Raw genomic sequence first — 22,913 nt, forward strand, 5'->3', positions numbered from 1 at the left:
ACGCTAGGGAGCACGGCTCCACGGCTGATTTCCCTGCCATAGAACGTCGGGCGCCTCGCCTTTTCGCCCCAACTGTGTGAATCCGGGCGCCACGATTCAGCCGTGCCGCTCCCGTGCGCCTCGCATGGGAGCGCACATCGTCCCGGCGCCAACCTGGCCTCAAAGGAATCGCCGTGACCGCATCCCCTCGCATCACGTTAAGCCAGATCCCTTCGGCGATCTGGTGCTGATGATTCTGTGGGCGAACGATTTCCGCGCCGTCTTCTGGGTGGCGGTCATCCCGGGCATTCTCTCCGTGCTGCTGCTGATGGGTGGGGGTGCGAGAACCCGAGCCTCATGTCGGCGCCAAGCGAACCAATCCGATCAAGTGGGCAAACCTTGTCCGTCTCGGCTCATAGTGGCAAGTCATCGCGATTGGGGCGCTGTTTACGCTTGCTCGCTTCAGCGAGGCGTTCTGGTCCTGCGTGCCCAGCAGGTCGGCCTGCCTCCGTACTTGGCGCCGCTGGTGTTGGTCGAGATGAACGTCGTATATTCGTTGTCGGCCTATCCGTTTGGCAAGCTCTCCGATCGCCTGCGTCATACCACGCTGCTGGCATGGGGTCTTGTGATTCTGATTCTGGCCCACCTCGTGCTGGCAATGAGCACACCCCCACGTACTCATCGTGGCTGAATCAGGCCGAGAACTGGTTTGCCCGTATCCAGCGCGACGTCATCACGTGTGGCGTGTTCACCAGTACGAAGGACCTCGATAAAAAGCTCAAGCGCTGGATCCGTCAATACAACAAGCTGGCCGCCCCGCTGAAATGGAAGTACTCCGATCCGACGCGCCGCATCCGGTGCGAATCTTCTGGTTCAGCGGACTAGTTGACCCTGAACGTGAAGGCGGGCTGCGCGAAGGCGGATTGTTGAATTCCGCTTCGCGCAGCGCGTAACGTGACAGATTCGTAACGCGAGCATCATGCTTGCGTGAGTCATGACCGGCTAGAGTGGTTTACAAGGCTGAAGAAGCCGCGTGTAGAGTTGGGGGAGACGATCATGACGATGATCCAACGTTGCGCTGTCATTGCCACCATTGTTGCCGTTGCAGGTGTGCTTTCCACAGTGCCGGCCATGGCCTCGGCCGGCAAGTTTGGGCCGTACACCGATGGCGCGAAGACAGGCAAATTCGATTCATATACCGATGACGCCAGAGCGGGCAAGTTCGACCCATACACCGATGGCGCGAACGCTGGAAGATATATGTCGTCTTCCGATGGGGCTCCGCTGTAACCGGGCAGTTTCTCGTGGGGCCGTCCCCTCCGACGACTGCATTTGCTTCGACGGGATGGCAAAAACGCCTATCTGAAGCAGGCGGGGGTGCCCATTTTGTTCGTTGTTGCACGATGCCAACCGCTGCCGTCGACTGGCCATCGTGCAAGCGTAAGCTGTCCCGCGGGGCGGGCCCTGCGGAACAAGGCTTGTCATCCGCTGCCGGCCGCCACGGTACGCTGACAAAGCGTCGGCGCAGCTCTTGCATTCAAAGCTGGCTGGATTCGTTACTGATAAAGGGATAAGAACGCCCCGTCAGGCGCAATTCGCCACAGCGGCGACCACTGGGCATAGTGCTCCGAAGGGCAAAGACTGCCGCCGTGCGGCCTGATCAAATATTGCGGCGCCATCAACATTGCGTGGCGCTGGCGCCGACTCGACTAGATTAAAGCGTATCGCCCGTAGGGCGGTGAGCGCTGCGAGTTGTACTTCCAGCAAGTTTTGCGCCCGGCCGTCCTTCGCTGCTGCTGGCCGACTGCGCACAAGTCGGCGACGTTGCAAGGCGGCGTTTGCCTGAAGCGACGCAATCAGGATGTCAAGGCGGGAGAGGTTAATGATGGCTAGATGATTGTTAGGCATGATGCATGAAGGCGAGGTCCGATAACAAAGGCACGCTGGCCGACGGTCAAACTGGCGGCGACTCCGCCGCCAGTTCGCCGCATTCCGCTACCGAATGAGCCGATCCCAGCTACCATAGTGCTCCCGGCTGCGCCAGCCGCGCGGCAGGCTCAATCCGATCAACGCAAGCCCTGCGACGGCCCCAAATGCCGCCGCCGCGGAATTTCCGCCGCTGAGCACCCACGGTGCGATGACCAACCAAGCGCCAAAGCCGACATTGATCCAGCGCAGTAACCTTGCTACCTCTGCGAGCGCGGCCACAGCGACAACAATTACGAGCGCACCGATCAAATGATCGCTGTCCGCTAACGGCGGAATGGTGCCAAACAACAGGCGCGTGAACATCAGCGCGATGCCAACTCCGACACACGCAACCAGTGTCCAGGGCCATTGCACACCACGCAACGCCGACGCCATCGCGTCGGACAATGCGCTATCGAAACCGGGACGCCGGTCGCGCTGGCTTCCTGGCGAGGCGCCGCCCACGAAGAAGAGGCGAAGTACCGGCTCGCCGCGCCGATGCGCTTGTCCCAGAAACTGACCCATTGCAACCAGTTCATCCAACGTATAAGGGATCATCAGCGTCATTGCGCCCGCAGCGATCAGGCACAACGTGCACCAGGTCCCGATCACGATTGGCTGGATAATGATGAAATAGATGCTCACCACGCCAAGGGGCACGACGACGATCCCAAATGCCGCCACCATCCAAGGCATGGTGCGCCAACGCTGGCGCCCACCCATCGCGCCCATCAACACCTCCAGCAGATAACTGACCGCGCCAAGGCCACCGTCCGGAATCGGCCAGGACCGGGACACGGCGGAGGTAATAATGGTTTCCGTCCCGTTTTTTTGCGCGTCAGGAGAAAAGAACGGCTCCCAAACCGCCGCCGCATGGCCGAGTTGATACGCCGTGAGCTGGCGTGCGATCAGGAACCCGAACAGGGCCAGCCCGATAATGGGCAGCCGCTGCAAATAGGTGGACGGCGAGTACGTCCACCCGACCGGCAGATCGGACTGGTCCTTCATCGACGCCATGCTCATGCCTGGCATCATGGGTACGAGGATGGCAAAGGCGATGAGGAAGCCGCCGACGATCACATCGTTGTTGTAGACGGCCGAGGACGGCGCCCAGAACACCAGTGGCGCGAACAGCAACCAGAGCCCGACACAGGCGTTGCCCCACTGCGCCCATGAAAAGCGACGCGAAAGAGACAATGTGGCGAAGCCCATGATCAGGCTGCCGCTGGCCATGTCGCTCCAGCCCAGCCACGTCATGCGCAACGCAGGGGGCGCAAGACCGCGTTCTGCGGTCACTTGCATTACCAGCGTGCCAAACTCCCGAGTATCAAAGGCGCCCAAGACAAAAGGGCTTGTGAGTAACCAGGCACCAAGCAAGATGTTGAGATAATGCGCCCATAACAGGCTGTAATGGGCGTCGCGCATATGCTGCTCGTGCTCGTGCTCGTGCTCGTGCTTAGCGGCGGAGCCGCTGATTTCCGGCGCGCCCTTGACGGTCACGCTGCCGTGTCGCACCACGGGGTGATGGTCGGCGATGATGGCCGTGTTTAGCCGGTTAGCGCGATACCAACTGACCGGGTCCTGCTTCAGCGCCGCGATGATGCGAGGCATCGTTTCTAGAATTCGGCGCTCAGGCCGCCAATTTAGCCTCTCGCGCGCGCTGGCGCTGTCCACTTCATAATGATCGCTTGCCAGCCATCGCAGTTCCGGGTCAGAGGCGTCACCGACATTTCGCGCATGCTGGCAGCGTGAGTAAAGGCGCGCCCCGACGCCGGCCTGCGGCCGCATCGCTTCGCCCGGGCCATCCAGTGCGTGCAAAATTGCCGCCCGCAGTTGCCTTGGTGTCACTGCCTCCTCCTCGGCAAGCACTAACGACAACTTGCAAGGCAACTGGCCGCGCGCTGCGACAGCGTGCGCGACCGCCGCTGCCGCGTCATCGACGTGCAGGAACACATGGGCGGTGTCCGGACGTGTGTCGGCCCGGGCGACAAGGCTGGACTCGTAGCTTGCCGCGATCTGCTGCACCAGGAAAGCGTTATGACCGAGATCGTCGTAGAGCGGCGCGAGCCGCAGCATCAACCGCGGTACGGCGCCGAGTTCGTGCTGGAGCAGGTGCTCCGCCCTGATCATCATCGCCCGCAATGGCGATTTGGGATCGATGGGCGAGGCTTCATTGATCGGATTGCCGGGTTGCGACGGGGCATGGACTAGCAAGGTGCCGGCCAGCACGAATTGACCCACCGCGCACCGCTGCAATTCAACAATGATGCGTTGCAGGTTGCCGACAAGGTCGAGTTCCGCCGCGATCCGCTGCACGCTGCCGTCCGCATTGGGCGCGTCTTCCATCTCGCTGACCACATAGACGACCGACGTTATAAGCTCGCCGTGACCGGCTATCACCGCATCGAATGCCTGCGCCATATCTTTTTCACGTGTCGCGTCGATGCGAAGCGCTAGCGCACTGGGGAACGCTGCGGCAAGGTCTTCGCCATCGAGCGCGACCACACGGTATTGCTCCAACAGGCGCGCCACTACGGCGCGGCCGAGCAGCGATCCTGCCCCCACTACCACAATCGTGTCCGTGCTATGTGCCAACGCCGACTCCTTGCCGGGGTGCTATCTGACTATCATGAAGAGACCGAGCAGGCCAGCCACGGCGGCCACACCGATCGCTGCGGACACTTGCCAGCGATGCACGCAGATCCACCACTGCGCACTGGTTGACTTCGCTTGATTGTCAAAGCGGCCATGTGCTGCAAACAAGCCCACGACCGGTACAAACAGGTTATCGGGCCGATCGGGGTGGGCGGGTTCCTGGGTCTGCTGTGCCTCATACGCCTGTCTGGCCGCCACACGATCACCCAGGCCTGGGAAAAATCGACTGGACAGAATGGTTTTGGCGGCTGGCCAGCCCACCCATACCTCGCGAGGGCCGTGCGTGGCTGCCCAGACAATGGCCTCGCCGGCGATTTCCGGCTGGAATATTGGCGGCACTGGTTGGGCACGGCGTGGCAACTTGCTGCGGCACCAATCGAATTGCGGCGTATTGAACGCCGATAAATGCACCATCGTCAGTCTCACCGACGAATGATCGTGAACGAGTTCCGAACGCAGGGAATCGGTAAAGCCACGGATCGCCGCCTTCGCCCCACAGTATGCTGACTGTAGCGGGATGGACCGATAGGCCAGCGCCGAGCCGGTCTGCACAATACAGCCATGATTGCGCGCCGACATGCGTTTCAGCGCGGCCAACGTGCCATGCACCGCGCCCAGATAGACCACTTCCGTGACGCGGCGATACTCGGCCGCCGTTGTTTCGGCGACCGGCGCAAACACGGTCGTAGAGACATTGTTCACCCAAATCGTGATCAGTCCCAGTTCGAGCTCAATGCGCGACGCTGCTGCCTCCACCTGCTGGGCATCGGCGACATCGACGGGGATGCCCAGCGCCAGGATCCCCAGGTCGCGCAATTCGCTACAGACCCGGGCCAGGCGATCCGGCTCTCTTGCCAGGATCGCGATCCAGTCCCCGCGCTGCGCAAAGGCCCGCACGGCAGCGAGCCCCACGCCTGCGGTGCCACCGGTGACGACAACAATGTTGGGCGGATGCATTCAGGCCTCCCCGCGTTGCTGCGCTTGCTGAATGTCCAGCGCAGCCTGGATCAGTGCCAGATGGGTATAGCCTTGCGGATAGTTGCCCAGCAGCGCCTTGCTATCCGGGTCGATCTCTTCCGCGAATAAGCCGAGATCGCTGGCAAACGAGCAGATGTGCCGAAAGAGTTTGATCGCCTCCTTGGCCCGGCCTTGTCGGGCCAGGACTTGTACCAGCCAGAAGCTGCAGATGGCGAGGGTCGCCTCTTCTCCTGGCACGCCATCGTGGATGCGGTACCGATAGACCAGCGAATCCTTGGTGAGATCCCGCTGAATACGGGCCACGGTTGCTTTCACGCGCGCGTCAGTCGCGGGGAGAAAGCCGGTCAGCGGGATCAGTAGCGCGCTCGCATCCAAAGCTGGCGATCCGAAACTTTGCGTGAACGCGTCAGTCCCGTGGTGAAACCCCTGCCCCTCGATGACGCGACGCAGCGCGTCCCGTTCGAGCTTCCAGACAGCAACGTTTCCGTCGAGTTGCCCAGCCTGTGCCAGCGCAATGGCACGGTCCAACGCCACCCAGCACATCAGCTTGGATGATACGAAATGCTGGGGCACCCCGCGCGTCTCCCAGAATCCTTGGTCCGGCTCACGCCAGCGCGCCGCGGCGGCGTCGGCTAGCCGGGCGAGCACGCGCCGCATTGGGGCGGACAGTGTCATTGGCATGCCCTGTTGGCACACCCAGGCCGCGTCGAGGACATGCCCATAGACATCCAGTTGCACCTGTTCCGCCGCCGCATTGCCGATACGCACCGGACGGGACGCACGGTACCCGTCAAGATGGCGAAGCTCCTGCTCAGGCAGGTTCGGGCTGCCATCGATCCGGTACATGATCTGCAGTCGTTCGAGATCGCAAAATCGCTCGATCCAACGAAAGAAGTCCATTGCGGCCTCGTGATGGCCCAGCGCCATCAACGCGCGCAGCACCATGGCCGAGTCGCGCAGCCAACAAAACCGATAGTCCCAATTGCGGCTGCTACCGATCCACTCCGGCAGCGAGGTGGTTGGCGCCGCCACCAGTGCTCCGGTCGGGCCAAACGTCAGCAACTTGAGAACACAGGCGCTGGTGCGCACTTCTCGTTCGAAGGGACCGCGATAGGTGCATTGCTGCTGCCACTCGCCCCAATGTCGTAGGGTCTCATCAAGGACCGCCTGGGGGTCGTGCACAGGGCGGTCCGGCCCGTCTTGTTGGAAGGACGCAATCGCCCACAGCGGCGCGCCGGGCCGCACGATGGCCACACCTTTGGCGCGGTGCGCTTCGGTCGCCAGCGGCAGCGGCAGCGGCAGCGGCAGCGGCGGCGAACATACCAGGCTGAGACGTTGGTGTTCGCATACAGCGGTCACGCCATGCGAACCGACTTCCCATTGGTGGGGCTTGCGCGCATAGTCAAAGCTCGGACTGAACACAAGTTCCACCCTCACCTCGCCAACGATCGCCTCAATGCGCCGCAACAGCCGATGGCACTCGGGTGAGTCATGGTCCAGCCGACTGCGTGCGAGCCGCTCGCTATGCATGAAGTCGGTCAGGCGAAGGATCCCGCCGCTGGCTTCAAACATGGTTTCCAGTACGCCCCCTGGGACCCGGTAATTGCGCGAACTGATCGCACGACCCGTCGGCCGGATTTGAAAGTAGCCTCCACGGTTAGCATCGAGCAATCTGCAAAATACGGCGCCGGCGTCAAAGTGCGGCATACAGCCCAGTCGATGGACCCCGACGTGCTCACCAACGCCACGCTATGCGTGTTGCCAATGACGGCATAGTCGGCAATGGGCGGATACCTGGGGTTGGTGAACACTCCGTCTCCTTGACCCTCGCCACGCTGGCAACACGCATTGCCGAGGTCGGGATCCTGGCTTACATCTGGCGCTAGCGCGGGAAAGAACTACAACGCGCTATGCCTGCCGTTACACGGCTCAAGTTCGCGGCGTGCCATGGCTTCACCGCCGAGCCGCGCGTTGCCGTCCAAGATCGAGTCGTTGGGCTACCTGGATCTACGCCATGGCGCGACAGACCTGCGCGCACTCCTGACAGGCACGTGCGCACTCTTGGCAATGCTGCGCCTCGTGCTTGGCGCACTCCGTCCCACACTCTTCACAGACCTTCGCGCACAGCGCGCAAATCGCGCGCGCGTACTGGCTATCGCGCGCCATCATCGCCGCGGCATAGGCACATGTTTCGGCACAGTCCAGGTCGAGTGCGATGCAGCGTTTCATGGCCTCAACCTCTGGCTCACGCAGACAAGACGCCGCACAGTGATGACAGGCGACTGTGCAGGCGTGACAGGCTTCAATACAAGATAGATAGTTTTCATGTGGCATGGCAAAGCTCCTAAAGAAATTCGACCAGCGTGCGAGACGCCGCCAAATTGAGAGCAATTCGCGCGCCACAGGAAGCAGACGACAGCCTGGGAGCGGCTACCTTACAGGAGCATTACGCGACGATGACGCAACCGGTGACAGCACATGTTTTGTCCAGGCTGATGACGCTAAAGGAGCTTTTGCTTCGACGTGGCGCGCACTATGCTAAGTGGACGTTTCACCATTGCGCGAGGAGACAACGTGTTCGAACGCCCTAGCGATGCCATGCTTCGCCCCGTCTCACTGGGCCGCCGCCGACTGCTGGGAAGCCTGATCGCCGGAGGCGGCTTGGCGAGCCTGGGCGCGTATCCACGCACCGCTTGGGCCTTGAAGAGCCAAGGCCATCCGGTCGTGCTGACAGGGACCACGTTTGAGCTGGCCATTGGCGCGACGCCCATGTCGTTTACCGGCCGTATCCGGCCTACCACCAGTGTGAACGGCTCCATCCCCGCGCCGATTCTGCATTGGAAGCAAGGCACCGAGGTCACGCTGCGCGTGACCAACTTGCTCGATACCCAAACATCAATTCACTGGCACGGCATCTTGCTGCCGTTTCAGATGGACGGCGTGCCGGGTATCTCCTTTCCCGGCATCGGGCCGGGCGAGACGTTCGTGTATCGCTTTCAAGTGCGGCAAGCCGGCACCTATTGGTACCACGCGCATACCCGTTTTCAGGAGCAGACCGGCTTGTATGGACCGCTGGTCATCGAGCCAATGCATCCAGACCCGATCAAGGTCGATCGCGACTATGTCGTGATGCTCAGCGAATGGACGGATGAAAACCCGGAAATGGTGTTCGCGAAGCTCAAGAAGATGAGCGACGTCTATAACTTTCAGATGCCGACGGTGGGCGACTTTGCCCGAGATGTGTCCGAAATGGGGCTGTCCGAGGCCTTGGCTAAGCGCGCGATGTGGAACCAGATGCGAATGAATCCGACCGATTTGGCCGATGTTTCGGGAGCCACTTTTACCTACCTGATCAACGGCACGCCCGCGGATAAAAATTGGACAGCGATCGCTAAAGCCGGGGAGCGCGTGCGGTTGCGCTTTATCAACGGCTCGGCGACCAGCAACTTTGACGTCCGAATTCCCGGCGTGAAGATGACGGTGGTATCGGCTGATGGGCAGGATGTCGAACCGGTACCGGTGGATGAAATCCGCATTGCCGTCGCCGAGACTTATGACGTAGTGGTGCAGATGCCGGACGATAAGGCGCACACCATCTTTGCTCAGTCGATCGATCGCAGCGGCTACGCCAGGGCGACACTCGCACCGGAAGTCGGGATGGAAGCCGACGTGCCCAAGCTCGATCCGAAGACCTGGCTCACCATGGCCGATATGGGCATGGGCGACATGGCGGACATGGATATGGGCAGCATGGAAATGGGGGCCATGAAGATGGATCAGAAACCATCCATGGCCATGGATCGCATGGGGATGGAGTCCATGGGTGGCGCACCCACGATGCAACCAATGACGCCGGAGGCGGGCATGGGCGCCATGGGGGGCATGGGGGGCATGGGGGGGCATGACATGTCGACCATGTCCGGGCCAGCGAAGGACGCCCATGCCGGAATGGCCGGCATGGACCACGGCAAGTCCGACGCGAAGCCGGGGATGCAAAAAACCGGTGGCGAGATGGGGCATGACATGGGCAAGATGGGCAATATGCCTGGCATGGGGCCACAGGTCGACATGCGCTCGATGAACCCTTCCCGCTCGCTGTCGGATCCGGGGCCAAGACTGCGCAACAACGGCAGGCGAGTGTTGACCTACGCGGACCTTAAAACGCTCGGCCCGGTGATCGACAAGCGCCCGCCCAGCCGGGAGTTGGAACTGCACTTGACCGGCAATATGCGCCGTTTCATCTGGGGCCTCGACGGCAAGAAGTTTTCCCAAGCCGAACCGATCCGGCTCTACTACGGGGAGCGCCTGCGCATCACGCTGATCAACGACACCATGATGAACCACCCGATGCACCTGCACGGGATGTTCAGCGAGCTGGAAAATCACGAAGGCCAGGCGCTGGTCAGAAAGCACACGATCAACGTCCAGCCGTCCAAACAAGTCAGCTTCCTGGTGACGGCCGATGCGCCGGGACAATGGGCCTTTCATTGTCACTTGCTTTACCACATGGAAGCCGGCATGTTCCGCAAGGTCGTGGTCGCATGAGCGGGTTGAACCGCGCCAACGCCAGGGAGATTGACGTGCCCAACCACCGTCTCATCCTTCTCGCAAGCCTGGCTCTCTTGGCCAGCGTGCAGTGCCACAGCGTGGCGGCGCAGACGATGGCGCCGATGCCAGGTATGACACACGATACGCCGATGCCGGGCATGGCGCACGATGCCCCGATGCCACCAAAGACCGCAGCTCCAGCCGGGAAGCCAGCGCCAAGCCATCCCGCAGTCAGTCCGACAGAATCTGCCTCAGTGCCCGGCGGCGCGAATGCGATCATCCAGGTGAAGGAGGCCCCGGTGCCGATGGCAGATCCGAACCGAGGCATTCCCATGCCTGGGGATACGATGGCCGATAACGATGTCTACTATCAGGTGCTATTCGATCGCCTCGAGTACGTCAAGGCACCCGGCGGCTCTGGACTGGCCTGGGACATGCTCGCCTGGGTAGGACGGGATCTGAACCGGTTATGGGTCAAGTCGGAAGGCACGCGTCTGTATGGCAACACAGAGGATGCCAGAGCTGAGGCACTGTGGGGACACGCCTTTGCGCCGTTCTGGGATTGGCAACTGGGCGTGCGCCAGGATTTCGGCAATGGGCCGCCGCGGACCTGGGGCGCCTTTGGCGTGCAAGGCCTGGCGCCTTATTGGTTTGATATCGAAGCCACGGCTTATCTGGGGTCGTCGGGACGCGCTGCCGCCCGAGTGCGGGCTACCTACGATATTCGCTTCACCCAACGTCTGCTGTTGACGCCGGAGTTCGAGGCGAACGCCTATAGCAAGGCAGATGAGGCGCGAGGCATTGGCAGCGGCGTGTCCGAGTTCAAGCTTGGCTTGCGACTGCGATACGAGATCCGTCGCCAGTTCGCCCCCTACCTAGGCGTGGTGTGGGGCAAGAAGCTGGGCAATACCGCGGATTTTGCGCGTGCTGCCGGAGAGCGGACCACCGACAAGCAAATCGTTGCCGGCGTGCGAATCTGGTTCTGAACCCATTTGAGACGCCGGCCAGGTTCAAGCCCGCTGCTGGTTAACCGCCAACTTACTGTGCGATTACATTTCGTATCACGCCTGCGAAGGCCGCGCGCGGGAAAATAGAATGGTCATTATGACGCACGTGCAAGCAGCCATAGGGGGGCCCCGTTTGATGGGGCGTTAGTCTGCGTCCTCTCCGCGTGCCATGCTGGCGCGCGTGGCACACGTCGCCGGCCAACTCAGGAAAGGACCCATGAAAGTCGGAAAGCTGCTGGTCCTGCTCGGTGGCGCGGCAATGGGCATCGCGCCCGGTGCGATTGGCGCCATTCAAATCGGCTGGGAGCCCAGGCAAGAGCTCAGCAGTAACTGGTGGCTGCAGTGCGGTGGCGTGCCGGCTCCTGCCGCGCCCGCGATGTGGCCTGCCGTGGACCATGAATGGGAAAGCAGGTCGCTGGACTGTACAGCGCAGCGGGACAAGGAAACCCCGCAGTATGCGCTTGCCGTGAACCCCCGGCACCGCTTATTCAAGCACGGCAACGGCGCCGCGGCGCCATCGAATACTGCCAAATCTAAGCCGTCGCGAGAGGCGAAGCGACAAAACCGTGACTGCGGCCAGCCCCGACCGGCGCCACCGCAATAGTCTAGACGTTCCCCCTTTTCGGTACGCGCTTTCCGCGTGTGCCAACGCAGTCTCAACCTGTGCCACCGAGCCAAAGGAGATCTTGAAGATGAAAAGCAAACTTGTCGTTGCAAGCCTGATTGCCGCGGTATCGCTTACTGCCGCCGCGACCGATTTGAGCACGGTCGTGAAGACCTATGAGCTCAAAGACGGATCAAAAGTCCACGTTTTCAAAGACGGCAAGATGGGCATGGAGAACAAGTACGGCAAGTCCGTCAGCATGCCAGAAGGCAAGGTCATGGAGACCAAAGACGGTAGCAAGATCCTGATGAAGGGCAATGAGGTGTTCCGTCTGGACGACGCCCTCATCAAAGGTCACCGCGAAGGCGGCTAAGCGGGCGACCTGACACGGGCTCTGAGCAAGCGGGCGCCGTGCAGTGCCCTTGCTCGGAGCCCGTCGGGGCCGCTTGCCATGCTCAGCGTCACCCACGCGGCCCGAGCGATGAGCGGGCGCTGCATTATTTCTCAGCGTATACGGACACGCTAAGCGACCGAGAGGCCTGCAGTGTCAGGGCATGGCGACCATGAGCAGGGATGCGCAGCGATACCGGGCGCGTTCCGGGCATCGCGTGTCCGGCGTCATCCTGGGAAATCACTACGGTGACCTCGGCTGGCTCGTTGCGGGGATTGTCCAGAACCAGCACACACCCCTCCCCCGCACCAAGTGTTCGGCGCCAGGTCGCGTCGACCCGCGCCCCGACGTCGATCAGCCACTCCGTAGGGCGCGGCTCGGCCAGGCCACCGGGCACGAAAGCGGCAGGGCCCCGATCGAGATCCAAAATGGGGGCGTGCGCCAACGCAGAAGCGCTAAGACTAACAAGCAACGCCGATAAGCCGGTTCGGATCAGATTCAATCGAAGTCTCCCTAAAAAAGAACTGGACGCAGGCTGTCTTCGTGGGATCTGACGGCCAGCATCATGACGCGGCATGCCACCTGGCACCTGAAAGAACGGGGCGCTCCTGTTGACCCAAGGCGGCAACGCCATTGATTCTAGGGCGGCCGGTCTGTCACAGAGATTACGAGAACATGACAAGACATCATCCCGCCGTCGCGCACTCCCCTGTCGTCTACTTCCCATTAGCCCAGCGCGAGCGCATGCCTGCTAATTCCGTGGGAAGGGGCGACCGCTGCGCGCTGCACAAGTTGCATCCGCCCCAACAATGTAACCGGCTTGCAATGTCGCAGTAAGCTTGGTCTCACTAGACTTCAGTGCCTATCGAATACCAATAACGTGGCGAACTGGAGACGCTATGAAAAGAAGAAAGATGACCGCCGCTGGCATGCTGCTGGGGTTGCTGTCATTGGGGGCTTATGCGCAGACGAGTGTTACGCTATACGGCGTCGCCGATGTCGGCATCGAATATTTATCGAATGTGCCATCGTCGAGCGGCGGCACCAACCAGGTGCGCATGTCGGCCGGCAATATGTCGACCTCGCGTTGGGGCTTGCGGGGTACGGAAGATCTCGGCGGTGGCCTCAAAGCGGTGTTCGAACTGGAGAGCGGCTTCGCCCTTGATACCGCGCAGTCGAGTAGCGCCGGCCGGTTGTTTGACCGGGGCGCGCTGGTCGGGCTGTCCAGCCCATATGGTCAGTTGACCCTTGGTCGCCAGACCACGGTGCTATACGACACCGCCATTCAGTTTGATCCCATGGGTTTCGCGCCGCGATACTCGCTTTTCAAGAGCGACGATACCATTGCCGGTCGCGCGGACAATTCCGTCAAGTACAAGGGCACGTTTGGCGGCGTGACCGCCATGGCACTGTACAGCTTCGGCCGCACTGGCGGCGGCGAAGTCCCCGGCGAGCCGAAGGTGGACCGGGAGATGAGTGCGGGTCTGGTGTATTCGACTGGACCGCTTTCCCTGGGCGCCCTGTACGACGAGTACCAGGGGTCAACCGTTGCATCGCAGGGGCAAAAGGACCGGCGCGCGTTAGTGGGGATCAGCTATGGGATCGGACCAGCAAAGCTGTATGCCGGTTATCGTTGGCTCAACGGAAATATCTCGAGCGCGGTAAGCGCAATGCGCTCCAACTTGTATTGGGCAGGCCTGCGTTATCAGCTGACCTCGGCGCTGTCGCTCACCGGCGCAGCGTACTATACCGATGTGCGGGGTTCCGGCGCCGATCCGCTGATGTTCGTGGCCTCGACCGATTACGCGTTTTCCAAACGCACCGACATGTACTTCAATGTCGGCTATGTCCGTAACAAAGGTGGCTCACAGTTGGGCTTGAACGGCTTTAACGCCAGCAGTGGCGCGCCGGTCAATGTCGTGCCGGGCGACAACCAGACCGGTGTCGTGCTGGGTCTACGCCATAAGTTTTAAGCAAAGCCGCCTGAATACCTGTTGATCCGGCACACAAATAGGGGACGTTCTCGAGAGGGTTAGTCAGATGATGCATGACAAAATCGACTCGAGGACGCTGTCGGTCGACGCGTTGAACGAGCGGCGACGGCGAGCGGTGAGAATGCGGCTTCAAGGCGTGAGCGTGAACGAGGCGGCGGCGCAGTGCGAGCTGACGCGCGCGACGGTGAGTGCGGCATTCAAGGCGTATGAAGCGGGCGGCTGGAAGGCGGTGGACACTACGCGGCCGGGACGACCCCGCGGCATTGGACGCACGCTGACGGCCGAGCAGGAGCGTGAAGTGCTGCGCCTGATTCGCGACCGTACGCCCGATCAGATGAAGCTGGGGTACCCGCTGTGGCAGCGCCAGGCGGTGGCCAAACTGATCCGCGATCGCTACGGCATCGAACTCGCTGCACGCACCCTAGGTCTTTACCACGAGCGCTGGGGCTTCACGCCGCAGAGGCCGATCCAGAAGGCCTACGAGCCGCCAGCGGCAGTGAAGCAGTGGCTCGATGAGGAATATCCGGTCATTGTGGCGAGCGCCAAGGCAGAAGCCGCCGAGATCCACTGGGGCGATGATACCGGCTTGCGCAGCAATGACGTACGCGGGCCCGGCCATGCTCCGCACGGCCAGACTCCGGTGGTACGGGTGAACAACGAGCGCCATGGACTGTCGGTCATCTCCAGCGTTACCAACCAGGGAACGATGCGCTGGTTGGTATTCGACGGCGCGCTCAATTCCGACATCCTGATCAATTTCGTGAAACGGCTGGTCAAGGGCGCCAAGCGCAAGGTCTACCTGATCCTGGACAATCTGCGCGTGCATCACAGCAAGCGGGTAAAGGCGTGGTTGGCCGAGCACAAGCGCGAAATCGAAGTCTTCTACCGGCCAAGCTACAGACCCGAACTCAACCCCGGACGAGAGGGCCTTCGCCGACCTCAAGCCGGCCGTCACAACGCTGACGCCGGCGCGCACCAAGCTGCAACTGGTCAAGGCGACGTCCATGTACCTGTGAAGGTGTCAACGACAGCCCGAGCGGACCAAAAACGAGTTTCGAGCCCAAACCGCTTCGTGATGCCGCATGAGATTGTAGATACAATGCCGGATCAATAGGTTGAACGGTCCTTTTACCGAAGGACCACTAGCCACGGCGCCGCAACGCCGTGGCTATTTTTATGCGGCGACGCGCTGGAGGCCAACCGTCTAGCTCCGGGCGGCGTTTCGCTGGCGGGGAAACGTCAAAATGAAGCGCGTAGTGCCTTCCGACGATTCCGCCGAAATCTGGCCCCCGTGCGCAAACATGATGGCTTGCGTGATGGAGAGACCCAGTCCCACGCTTTCGGACTCCGCACGGGTCCTTGATTTGTCGGCACGGAAAAAGCGGTCGAATAGCGATGGCAGCAACTCGGGACTGATTTCCTCGCCCTCATTCTCGACTACGATCGACGTGCTGCCGCCCTGCTCGCGCGTCTCGACCCGGATCTCTTTGCCGGACGGCGTATAGCGTAGAGCGTTCGAGAGCAGATTGCTGAGCGCTCGGCGTAACATCAGACGGTCGCCGGTAATTTTCGCTTGCCCATCAAGCCGTAGATTGACGCCCTTGTCCTCTGCCAGCGCGTCGTAGAATTCGAACAGCGCCTGTACTTCATCAGCCACGTTGATCGCTTCCTCATTCGGCAGTGTGATGCCGTGCTCCATCTTGGCCAAGTACAGCATATCGGACACCATGCGCCCAAGCCGCTGCAATTCCTCGGCATTCGAGGCCAGGACCTCTCGATATTTGGCGGCATCTCGCGGCTGCGATAGCACGACATGCGTCTGCGTCATCAGGTTGGTGATGGGCGTGCGCAGCTCATGCGCCAAATCGGAGGAGAATTCCGAGAGCCGCCGAAAATCATCCTGCAGTCGCTCCAGCATCGCGTTTAACGTGATCGCCAGATCTGCCATCTCGACCGGCACGGCTTCGACCGGCATGCGCGCATCCAGTTTGTTCGCGGTGACGCCCTTGGCGCGTGAGGCCATCATGCGCAGGGGTGCGAGCCCGCGTCGCGCCGCCCACCAACCAAAGAGACCGCTGGCGAGCACCGCCAATGTGGTATAGAACGCCAGCGAACGACGAAATGCATGCATGAAGTGCGCGTGGATTTCCGTGTCCATGCCAACCACGACGCGCAAAGGTGCAATGCGCGGGTCAGCCGCACTCACCTGCGCGCGCATGCCGCGATACTCCTGCTCGCCTTGCTGCCAGACGAAGGTATTGTCACGCGCCAATTCGCGCGGAATCGCCTCGAAAGCAATCGCAAAATCGAAGTCCTTGGTCGCATACAGCTTGTGGCCTTGTGCGGTCTGCACCTGCGCGACGAAGCCAGGATGGTGATCGACCATTTCCCGAAGCCGCTGGGGCAACCGCTCGGCCGGCGTTTCCTGCGCGATCTTTTCGATCAGGCGAATATTGTCGCCGAGCACCACATAATCCTCGGTGGCGAAGTGGCGGTCCATCGCCAGCCAGATGAGAACGCCCAAGCCCAGCAGCACCACGGCCGAGCAGAGCGAAAACAGGATGGTCAGACGCATCGTCAGGGACAGGCGATGCGTCATGCCTGCTCCTCCGGCGCTTCCAGCACGTAGCCCATGCCGCGCACGGTCTGAATCAGCTTAATATCAAAGTCATCGTCGATCTTCGCCCGCAAGCGGCGAATGGCCACATCGATCACGTTGCTATCGCTGTCAAAGTTCATGTCCCAGACCTGGGAGGCAATTAACGAGCGTGGCAGCACCTCGCCGCGCCGGCGAGCGAGCAACTCCAGCAGCGCAAACTCCTTGCTGGTCAGCGTGATGCGGCGCCCGGCCCGCGACGCCCGGCGCCTGCCCAAATCCAGCACCAGGTCGCCCACCTGAATGCGGTCCATCGCTAGCTGTACAGTACCGCGCCGCAATAGCGTACGTACGCGCGCCAGTAGTTCCGAGAACGCGAATGGCTTGACCAGATAGTCGTCAGCGCCCAACTCCAACCCCCTGACCCGATCGGCCACGCTGTCGCGGGCGGTCAGAAATAACACCGGAACCGGGTTGTCCGCGGCGCGGATCGTCTGCAAAATACGCCAGCCATCGAGATCGGGTAGCATGACGTCGAGGATAATCAGGTCGTACGCTTCGTTAAGCGCCAAGTGCTGTCCGTCCAGCCCGTTGGCGACCAAGTCGACCACGAATCCAGCCTCGGTCAGCCCCTGGCGCAGGTACTCGCCGGTCTTGGATTCATCTTCTACCACCAGCAGCTTCATCTTCGTCCCTCCCCCTCGTCTTTCGGATTATGTGCCCGCCTGTTGGACCGGCTCTAATACGGGGTAGTCTACCGAGACGCTCTGTGGGTAACCCAGACCTTACCGGAATGTAATGTTTGGGTAAGTTGACGGTAGCCTCGCTCTCGTTACTCTCTTGCTGCCGCCTTCCGACGCGGCCATTCAAGCAAAAAAGGACTATTTCATGCGACGTGATCGACCGTCTGGCCTTGTGCTGCCTAATCTGCTGCGCCGCCGTTTTGTACAGGGTCTGGCCGCCGGTGGCGTGATGGCGGGGCTGTCTGGCTTGGGCGGTGCGGCCTGGGCTCAGCCGTCAGGCCGACCGGCAGATGTCTTATCCGGCACAGCACCAGTGCTGCGCGGGACCGACTTCGACCTCGTGATCGGCGAGTCGGTGGTCAACTTCACCGGGACGCCACGCGTCGCGACCACCATCAATGGCATGTTGCCGGGGCCGACGCTGCGCTGGCGTCAAGGCGAAACGGTGACGATTCGGGTCACGAACCGGTTGCGCGAGCACACGTCGATTCATTGGCACGGGATCATTCTGCCGTTCGAGATGGACGGCGTGCCGGGGATCAGCTTTGCCGGCATTGCGCCGGGCGAGACCTTCACCTACCGCTTCAAGGTCGACCAGATTGGTAGCTATTGGTATCACTCGCATTCGGGCTTCCAGGAGATGACCGGCGTGTATGGCGGCATTGTCATCGATCCGGCCACCGGCGTGGATGGCGTGCGAGCCGATCGCGATTATACCGTGCTGCTCTCGGATTGGACCGACGAAGATCCGATGCGCGTGCTCTCGAAACTGAAGGTTCAGAGCGACTACTACAACTATAACCAGCCGACGGTTATCGATTTTTTCCGCGACGTCTCCAGTGAAGGGATGAAGAGCGCACTCGCCAAGCGCAAGATGTGGAACGAGATGCGGATGAGCCCGACCGATCTGGCGGATCTCTCGGGCGCCACGCTGACTTACTTGATGAACGGCGTCACACCGGCCGGCAACTGGACCGGCGTGTTTAAGCCGGGCGAGAAGGTTCGTCTGCGGTTTATCAACGGCGCAGGCAACACGTTCTACGATGTGCGCATTCCCGGCCTCAAGCTTAAGGTCATCCAAGTCGATGGACAGAACATCGAACCGGTAACCGTCGATGAGTTCCGCTTCGGCCCGGGCGAGACCTGTGACGTGCTGGTCGAGCCGCGCGACGAGGCCTATACCATTTTCTCGCAGTCGATGGATCGCACCGGCTATGCCCGCGGCACCCTGGCGACTCGAGCCGGGCTGGCGGCACCGGTGCCCGCCGTGGATAAGCCGCAGTGGCTCACCATGGCCGACATGATGGGCAGTATGGGAGGCATGGGCGGCATGGATCACGGCGCCATGGGCGGAATGAGCCATGGCGGCATGGCCATGCAAGGCATGGACCACGGCTCGATGGGCATGCAAGGCATGAACCATGGCGCTATGGCCATGGATCACAGCCAGCATGCCATGGGTAGCATGTCGGGGGGCATGGCGACCGGTGCGTCGCTGAAGGTGCCCAGCACCAAGGCGCGCCACGCCAAGACCGAGTATGGCGCCACCACCGATATGCGCGTTGACATGGCGCGCACCAACTTGGACGACCCGGGCATCGGTTTGCGCGACACCGGGCGCCGCGTCCTGACACTGGCCGATCAGCACACCATTGGCGGTCCATTGGACAAACGCGGTCCCGGGCGCGAAGTGGAACTGCACTTGACCGGCAATATGGAGCGTTACTCGTGGTCCATCGACGGGGTGGAGTTCGGAAATTCGACGCCGGTGCACTTTAAGTACGGCGAGCGGCTGCGCGTCATTTTGCACAACGACACCATGATGACGCACCCAATGCACATGCATGGCATGTGGAGCGAACTCGAATCGCCGGATGGCGCCTTCCTCGCGCGTCGACACACGATCGCGGTGCAGCCGGCGCAACGCATCAGCTTTCTCGTCACCGCCGACGCCTTGGGCCGGTGGGCCTGGCATTGCCACCTGATGTTGCACATGGACGCCGGGATGTTCCGCGAAGTGGTGGTGGCCTGACCCTAACCGATATGCACATGGAAAAACCAACAAGAACAGTACTTGCCGCCGTGCTTGCTTCCGCTGGCATGAGCGCAGCTTGGGCCCAGCACGCCCACACCGAAGCGGTTCCAACGCAAACTTCGTCGCCCGCCGTTGCGGAAAAGGCGAAGTCCATTCCGAAAGCAAAGTCTTCGGGCAAGGTTGGCGGCACCGCTGCGACCGACGGCCAGATGCAAGGCATGGACTCGATGCAGGGCATGGACCACAGCCAGATGCAAGGCATGGACTCGATGCAGGGCATGGACCACGGCCAGATGCAGGGCATGGACTCGATGCAGGGCATGGACCACAGCCAGATGCAAGGCATGGACTCGATGCAGGGCATGGACCACAGCCAGATGCAAGGCATGGACTCGATGCAGGGCATGGACCACAGCCAGATGCAGGGCATGGACCACAGCCAGATGCAGGGCATGGGTTCGATGCAGGGCATGGACCACAGCCAGATGCAAGGCACGGGTTCGATGCAGGGCATGGATCATGGTGACATGCAGATGCAAGGGGGGAGCGCGCCCGCGGATGCGCGCGACCCGCACGGTTACTCAGGGGGCTATCAGCTCGGCGTGGGTCAATACGCCATTGGTCCGCACCGTTCGCTGCACATGGCAGACGAACACCTATTTGCCTCGGTACTCGTTGACCGGCTGGAATGGGTCAAGGGAAATGAGAGCAATGCCGCTGCCTATGAGGCGCAAGCGTGGATTGGCAGCAGCTTTAACCGCCTCGTGATCAAGGCCGAAGGCGAATCCGAGAGGCGCAAGATCCACGAGGCGCGGACCGAATTGCTGTGGGGTCATGCCATTGCCACCTATTGGGACACGCAACTGGGTATCCGCAACGATGCCGGCTATGGCCGGCCAACCCGAAACTGGCTGGCCTTCGGTATCCAGGGCCTGGCGCCATACTGGTTCGAGGTCGACGCTACTGGCTATATCGGCACCGAAGGTCGCACTGCACTGCGCCTGTCAGCCGAGTATGAATTGCTAATTACCCAGCGCCTGATCCTGCAACCCCGAATCGAGGCCAATCTTTATGGCAAGAACGATCCCGAGGTCGGCGTGGGCAGCGGGCTTTCCAGCGGTGCCGTGGGTCTGCGCCTGCGCTATGAGTTCAGCCGTCAGTTCGCTCCCTATATCGGCATTGAACGGTACCAAACCTTTGGCAATACCGCCGACATGGTTCGCACCGCCGGCGGCCGAAGTGGCGAAACCCGTTTTGTAGCGGGTGTTCGCATGTGGTTCTAACCACGTATTTCAATCCACACTCATATTTGGAGTTCACCATGCAAGCGCCCCGCTTCACCATTCGTGCCGCTCTGGCAGCCGCCGCTGTGCTGGCTAGTACTGCAGCCTTCGCCCATCCAAAGCTGGTATCGTCCATGCCCGCCGACAAGGCCGAGGTGGCGGCGCCGCAGAAGATCGAGCTGAAGTTTTCAGAGAACCTCGCGACCCAATTCTCCGGGGCCAGCCTCGTCATGACCAGCATGCCCGGCATGGCCAACCATGCGCCGATGAAAATTGCCGCCAAGGTTGCCGGCAGCGACGACCCCAAGACCATGGTGATCACCCCGGCCCAGACGCTGGCGCCTGGCAGCTACCGCGTCGATTGGCGTGCAGTGTCGTCCGACACGCACCCGATTAATGGCAACATCGCGTTCACCGTGAAGTGATCCGCCGATGGACTGGGCAACTGTTGCAGTGCGTTTCGCACTCTATTTCGGCCTGACTGCACTGTTTGGTCTGCCGCTGTTTGGCTTGTACGCACTGCGCCGTGAGGAAATGGCGTCGCCAACGGGTGCGCGCTTTTTGACGCTTGGCGCGGCGGTCGCGGCCCTGGGCATCGTCCTGTCGCTGGCCAATATCACCATCATGGCCAAGGGCATGACCGGTGCCGCATCCTACGCCGAACTGCAAGGCCATGTCTTCGAAATGATTGTGACAGGCACCGCGTTTGGCGCGGCCTGGGTCGTGCGACTCGTTGCCTTGGTCCTCTGCGTGCTGGTCGCGTTGTTTGTCCGCAAACGGCCAGAACTTCAATTCTGGGTTCTGGCTGCAGCGGGCGGCGTCGCGCTGTCCACGCTTGCCTGGGGCGGCCATGGCGCCATGGATGATGGCATTCGACGCTACATTCACCTTGCCTCGGATATCGCGCATCTAATGGCCGCCGGCGCATGGGTCGGCGCTCTGCTCGCGTTCGTGTTGTTGTCGCATCCCTCTGCCACACCTGCCAAGGTTGCCCTACTGAGCCGCACCTCGAACGGCTTCGCTCAGGTGGGTACGATCGTTGTCGCAACCTTGGTCATTACCGGCGCAGTGAACTATTGGTTGATTGTCGGTCCGGTCTTGCCAGAACTGTCGCTGAACTCATACGGTGGACTGCTGGCGTCCAAGCTGGCGCTGTTCGGTACCATGCTCGCCCTTGCCGCGGCTAACCGTTTTCATCTGAGCCCGCGCCTGGAGCATGCCGTACGGACGGGCGACCATGCCGTCGCCGTTCGTACCTTGCGGCGCAGCCTGATGTTCGAGACCAGTGCGGCAACGCTCATTCTGGCTCTTGTCGCCTCGCTCGGCATCCTATCCCCCGCGGGCATGTAGCCACGTTTTCACGAACCGCGCAGCAAGGCTGCGCTTGTCTTGCTCTCAAACAACCGCCAAGGAGATGCCATGAAGACGCTCAAGTCGTTGCTGCTGGTGTTGGGGCTGTCGCCGATGCTGGTGTGGGCTGCCGGCAGCATGGAGGGCCATGCGAGCCCAGCTAGCGCCAGTAAGTCCGCTGCCGGTCAGCCGGGCAAGCCGGCCAAGGTCTCACGCACGGTTAACGTGACCATGAGCGACACGATGCGCTTCGCGCCCGACTCGATTCAGGTCAAGCGCGGTGAAACCGTGCGTTTTGTCGTCCGGAATGTCGGCAAAGTGGAGCACGAAATGGTGATCGGTACCGCCGCTGAGTTGAAAGAGCACGCGCAGATGATGCGCAGCATGCCTGATGCTAAGCACTCTATCCCGAACCAGATTATGCTCGCACCTGGCAAACAAGGCACACTCGTGTGGCAGTTCGACGGTCCTGGGACCGTCGACTTCGCTTGTCTGGTGCCGGGCCATTTCGAAGCCGGCATGGTCGGCAAGGTGGCCGTCAAGTAAAAAGCGCGACGACGGGTGCGTCCGGCGGCGAACAAAACGGCGGCACCGATGCTGAGGGTTCGACAGCGTAGGTTGGGTCATGGTGCCGCCGTGGCGGACCCGTTTACTGCGCGTGATCCTCCCCACTTGGAAGCGTTGACTTGTGGGGCATGACGTGGACCACATTGTTACCTGTCCAGAATGTAACGTTTGGGCAACGTTATCGTTGGAATGCCCTGATTAGACTAGATCGTGCG

General features: G+C 61.4%; 17 protein-coding genes and 3 pseudogenes. 14 read left to right on the forward strand and 6 right to left on the reverse strand.

Features of this window, described 5'->3' with window-relative positions; genetic code table 11:
* Positions 1-226: 226 nt before the first annotated feature.
* The 3 genes and pseudogenes from LPA45_RS20120 to LPA45_RS20130 all read left to right on the forward strand — a co-directional run.
* Positions 227-643: pseudogene (locus LPA45_RS20120) on the forward strand (MFS transporter); the annotation flags it as partial.
* Positions 643-864: pseudogene (locus LPA45_RS20125) on the forward strand (IS630 family transposase); the annotation flags it as partial. The pseudogenes LPA45_RS20120 and LPA45_RS20125, both read left to right, overlap by 1 nt.
* A gap of 171 nt (positions 865-1,035) precedes the next feature.
* Entirely contained in the window at positions 1,036-1,269 is a 234-nt protein-coding gene (locus LPA45_RS20130) for a hypothetical protein (RefSeq protein WP_306437367.1), read from the forward strand.
* Between the two features lie 705 nt (positions 1,270-1,974).
* Here LPA45_RS20130 and LPA45_RS20135 read toward each other — a convergent pair.
* The 4 genes from LPA45_RS20135 to LPA45_RS20150 all read right to left on the reverse strand — a co-directional run bounded on the left by LPA45_RS20135 (position 1,975) and on the right by LPA45_RS20150 (position 7,809).
* Entirely contained in the window at positions 1,975-4,542 is a 2,568-nt protein-coding gene (locus LPA45_RS20135) for a vitamin K epoxide reductase family protein (RefSeq protein ID WP_116322070.1), read from the reverse strand.
* 21 nt (positions 4,543-4,563) lie between these two features.
* Positions 4,564-5,559 carry an SDR family oxidoreductase gene (locus LPA45_RS20140; RefSeq protein ID WP_116322069.1) on the reverse strand — a complete coding sequence of 332 codons (996 nt, stop codon included), beginning with the start codon at positions 5,557-5,559 and terminating at the stop codon, positions 4,564-4,566.
* On the reverse strand, positions 5,560-7,287 hold the full coding sequence (locus LPA45_RS20145; protein WP_116322068.1) for a glycoside hydrolase family 15 protein: 1,728 nt from the start codon (positions 7,285-7,287) through the stop codon (positions 5,560-5,562).
* A gap of 300 nt (positions 7,288-7,587) precedes the next feature.
* On the reverse strand, positions 7,588-7,809 hold the full coding sequence (locus LPA45_RS20150) for a four-helix bundle copper-binding protein (protein ID WP_259394605.1): 222 nt from the start codon (positions 7,807-7,809) through the stop codon (positions 7,588-7,590).
* Between the two features lie 369 nt (positions 7,810-8,178).
* Between LPA45_RS20150 and LPA45_RS20155 the strand changes: the two genes are divergently transcribed.
* The 6 genes and pseudogenes from LPA45_RS20155 to LPA45_RS20180 all read left to right on the forward strand — a co-directional run bounded on the left by LPA45_RS20155 (position 8,179) and on the right by LPA45_RS20180 (position 15,210).
* Positions 8,179-10,125 carry a copper resistance system multicopper oxidase gene (locus LPA45_RS20155; RefSeq protein ID WP_116322067.1) on the forward strand — a complete coding sequence of 649 codons (1,947 nt, stop codon included), beginning with the start codon at positions 8,179-8,181 and terminating at the stop codon, positions 10,123-10,125.
* The gene (locus LPA45_RS20160; protein ID WP_233528293.1) at positions 10,122-11,114 is read left to right on the forward strand and encodes a copper resistance protein B; all 993 of its coding nucleotides are present in this window, start codon (positions 10,122-10,124) and stop codon (positions 11,112-11,114) included. Before LPA45_RS20155 ends, LPA45_RS20160 begins: the two co-directional genes overlap by 4 nt.
* 238 nt (positions 11,115-11,352) lie before the next feature.
* Complete coding sequence (locus tag LPA45_RS20165; RefSeq protein ID WP_116322066.1) at positions 11,353-11,739, forward strand: hypothetical protein; 387 nt, start codon at positions 11,353-11,355, stop codon at positions 11,737-11,739.
* 88 nt (positions 11,740-11,827) lie between these two features.
* Positions 11,828-12,112 (forward strand): periplasmic Cu(I)/Cu(II)-binding protein CopK, encoded by a 285-nt coding sequence (gene copK, locus LPA45_RS20170; RefSeq protein WP_053821780.1) that lies wholly within the window; start codon positions 11,828-11,830, stop codon positions 12,110-12,112.
* A gap of 917 nt (positions 12,113-13,029) precedes the next feature.
* A complete protein-coding gene (locus LPA45_RS20175) occupies positions 13,030-14,103 on the forward strand; it encodes a porin (RefSeq protein ID WP_062799395.1) in 1,074 nt (357 codons plus the stop codon).
* Between the two features lie 70 nt (positions 14,104-14,173).
* Positions 14,174-15,210: pseudogene (locus LPA45_RS20180) on the forward strand (IS630 family transposase).
* A 118-nt stretch (positions 15,211-15,328) separates the two neighbouring features.
* Here the strand turns inward: LPA45_RS20180 and LPA45_RS20185 are convergent.
* On the reverse strand, positions 15,329-16,723 hold the full coding sequence (locus LPA45_RS20185; RefSeq protein WP_116322063.1) for a heavy metal sensor histidine kinase: 1,395 nt from the start codon (positions 16,721-16,723) through the stop codon (positions 15,329-15,331).
* Entirely contained in the window at positions 16,720-17,406 is a 687-nt protein-coding gene (locus LPA45_RS20190; protein ID WP_053821777.1) for a heavy metal response regulator transcription factor, read from the reverse strand. Before LPA45_RS20190 ends, LPA45_RS20185 begins: the two co-directional genes overlap by 4 nt.
* 202 nt (positions 17,407-17,608) lie before the next feature.
* On the opposite strand from LPA45_RS20190, the gene LPA45_RS20195 reads away from it, so the two are divergent.
* The 5 genes from LPA45_RS20195 to LPA45_RS20215 all read left to right on the forward strand — a co-directional run bounded on the left by LPA45_RS20195 (position 17,609) and on the right by LPA45_RS20215 (position 22,677).
* Positions 17,609-19,495, forward strand: coding sequence for a copper resistance system multicopper oxidase (locus LPA45_RS20195; protein WP_116322062.1), 1,887 nt, complete (start codon positions 17,609-17,611; stop codon positions 19,493-19,495).
* A gap of 17 nt (positions 19,496-19,512) precedes the next feature.
* Positions 19,513-20,781, forward strand: coding sequence for a copper resistance protein B (locus LPA45_RS20200; protein WP_231909553.1), 1,269 nt, complete (start codon positions 19,513-19,515; stop codon positions 20,779-20,781).
* A 38-nt stretch (positions 20,782-20,819) separates the two neighbouring features.
* On the forward strand, positions 20,820-21,206 hold the full coding sequence (gene copC / locus LPA45_RS20205; protein WP_053823086.1) for a copper homeostasis periplasmic binding protein CopC: 387 nt from the start codon (positions 20,820-20,822) through the stop codon (positions 21,204-21,206).
* 7 nt (positions 21,207-21,213) lie between these two features.
* A complete protein-coding gene (copD, locus tag LPA45_RS20210) occupies positions 21,214-22,131 on the forward strand; it encodes a copper homeostasis membrane protein CopD (RefSeq protein WP_062799400.1) in 918 nt (305 codons plus the stop codon).
* A 69-nt stretch (positions 22,132-22,200) separates the two neighbouring features.
* Positions 22,201-22,677: a plastocyanin/azurin family copper-binding protein gene (locus tag LPA45_RS20215; protein ID WP_053821774.1), complete on the forward strand. Its 477-nt coding sequence runs from the start codon at positions 22,201-22,203 to the stop codon at positions 22,675-22,677.
* Positions 22,678-22,913: the final 236 nt, after the last annotated feature.

Source organism: Cupriavidus sp. Agwp_2 (assembly GCF_040784895.1).
In the GTDB taxonomy this organism is placed as follows: Bacteria; Pseudomonadota; Gammaproteobacteria; order Burkholderiales; family Burkholderiaceae; genus Cupriavidus.